Consider the following 2,838-nt stretch of genomic DNA (forward strand, 5'->3'; position numbering starts at 1 on the left):
CACCTATACGGTCACCGACAGCGTCGGCAATTCCACCACGGGCACCATCACCGTCAACATCATCGACGATGTGCCGAAAGCCATCGGCACGGCCCAGCTCACGGCAAATGTCGATGAGGACGGCCTCCACAATGCCCAGTCTGTCGGCAATGTCGACAATCCCCAGCCCGACGGCGAAGTAGCCGGGACCAACTCGGCCATTGCCACAGGCGCCGCCGGTGCCTTGAATCTTCTCGTCGATTTCGGTGCGGACGGTCCGAACCCGACATCGGCCTTTGGGCTGGTCACGCAAGCTGCTCCTTCCGACTCCGGCATCGACTCGAAGGGCGCAGATGTCCTGATTGTCTCCGACGGCACCACGCTCACCGGCTATGTCGATATCGGCGGCGGAGCCGGCTACCAGGCGGGCACGGACAGACCGGTGTTTACGCTGACTGTCGGCGCCGACGGCTCATACGTCTTCACGCTGATCGATCAGATCGACCATCCGACGCTGAACGGCGCCGTGGGTGACAATACGGAAAACACGCTTGCGAATGGCGGCATCGATTTTTCGTCATTCATCATTGCCAAGGATGGCGATGGCGACACCGTCGAACTGGCGGTCGGCACGTTCAAGGTCCAGGTGCTCGACGATGTTCCGCAGATCACCGCGCGGGATGCCGCCACCACGACGACCACCACCACGGAAACGATCGTCTACACGCTGCAGGCCGGTAACACCGATGTTCGCGGCATGGACGGCGCCGGAAATCACGACATCAAGCTGTCCGGCGTCGACGTCAACGAGGGCGACAATTCCGTCAACACCACCGGCACCAAGATCGGCGTCGGCGACGGCCAGATCATCGATGGATACGAGACCCATCCAGGTGAGACCGGACCTGAAATCCTGACCATGGATTTCGTCAAAAACCTCGTGGTCACGGCCGACAATCCAAATCCGCCGATCATCACCGATAGCGGTTCCTATGATGTGTCATCCGTCGCCTTCACCATAGACGTCGCCGAAGCCAAGGGCATCGAGAGTGCGGTCCTGTTCATCGGCGCTAAGGATGGCGGCGTGTTCGAGCCGTTCACCGTGACGGTCAATGGCGTGCTCACAGCCGGCACCGCCGTCTTCGAAGGCGGCGTGCAGGTCGGCTACGCCTTCGCCGGGGTACCGGATGGCGCTACCGTGGAAGTCGTGGGCAGCACCCCATTCGACCAGCTCAAGGTGGGCAACTACAACAACTTCACGTTCGATTCCAATGCGGGCGGCACCGATGCCACCTTGAGCGGCGGGAATCCGTTCAAGATCTTCGGCATCGAGGCGAAGATCACGACCGTCACCACACAGACCGAGGTCTTCCGGGTCAGCCATGACGAATCCGCCGGCGTCAACAATTCCGCCGACCCCAATCCGGCCAACGATACAGCCCTGCCCCCGCCGGCTCTGGTCCAGGAGGCTGACGCGCTCGGCTATGCGAAATCGTCAGCAAGCGCGCTCGGGCTCTTCAACGCCTCGGTCGGCGCCGACGAAAATGCCACGTTCTCCTTCGCGGTGACCGATGCCAACGGAAATGCGCTCGTCAATGTCGATTCCGGACTGAAGACGATCGGTGGCGCCACAATACTGCTCTCGACGAACGCCGACGGCGTTCTCGTGGGGTCGGCCAACGGCGTCGACGTATTCAAGGTCTATGTCGACCCGACCGGCGCGGTCTGGATCGGCCAGTATCAACCGATCGCGCACAGCATCGATGGCGGCAGTGCGGCTGCCTTCGACGACATCGCGACCGTCGCCGCCGATCTGCACGTCAAGGCGACGATCACCGATTTCGACGGCGATTCGACCACCGCCGTTTCCCATGTCGCCCTGAGCGTCGAATTCCAGGATGACGGCCCGGCGGCCGTCAATGATCAGGATTCGGTGACCGAGGACGGACCGACGACGGCTGACGGCAATGTCGTTACCGGCACCGGCGGCAGCGACGCCAATATCACCGACGGCCACGCCGACCATCTTGGCAGCGACGGCTTCGGCGCGATCGCCTGGGATGGCGCTGTCACCAACCACGTCAACGGGATTTACGGCCAGCTGACAGTTGGCGCCGACGGCAGTTACAGCTATGTGCTCTATACGCAGGCTCAGAATCCGGCTGCCTATGCCGCTGTCCAGGGTCTCTCCGCGGGCCAGAGCCTGAGCGAAAGCTTCGGCTACACCGTGACGGACGGCGACGGCGACACTTCGCCGGCGTCCCTGACGATCACCGTCAACGGCGCCGATGACATCACCACCATTTCAGGCCTGACGCCTCAGGCGGATGGCGGCGACGCGACGGTCGACGAGAAGGGACTGCCGCCACACGGATCCAATCCCGCAGGGTCGGGAGAATTGTCCGACAGCAATCCAAACAACAATTCCGACCATTCGGAAACCGCCGTCGGCACATTCGCCTTCACCTCGCCCGATGGTCTGGGATCGCTGCAGGTCGGCACGACCATCATCAGCTACGCCAATCTGGCCAATTCCGGTTCGGTTCCGGTCGTCATTGCCGGCGGCCCGACCTATGGCACACTCACGATCACGGGCTTCAGCGGAACAAACGCCGGTGGCACGGTCACCTATAGCTTCACGCTGACCGACAACGTTGCGCATCCGGGCGTGGGGATCACCGGCGCAGCTGACCAGCTTTTCGCCAACTATGGCGTTATCGTCACCGACGAGGATGGCAGTGCATCGAACTCGACGCTGTCGATCGCCATCAATGATGATGGACCGGTGGCGGTCAATGACGGCGTGCTTGCCAGCCATGCGGAGAACGTGTCGGGCCTGACCATCGGCACGGTCGCCGG

The 2,838-nt window shown here is 62.4% G+C and carries 1 protein-coding gene; it reads left to right on the forward strand.

Features of this window, described 5'->3' with window-relative positions; translation table 11 throughout:
- The coding region (locus FJ960_RS29345) for a VCBS domain-containing protein (protein ID WP_210243303.1) at window positions 1-2,838 on the forward strand (2,838 nt) is incomplete at both ends.

Origin of the sequence: Mesorhizobium sp. B2-3-11 (assembly GCF_006442215.1) — a bacterium.
Classification (GTDB): domain Bacteria; phylum Pseudomonadota; class Alphaproteobacteria; order Rhizobiales; family Rhizobiaceae; genus Mesorhizobium; species Mesorhizobium salmacidum.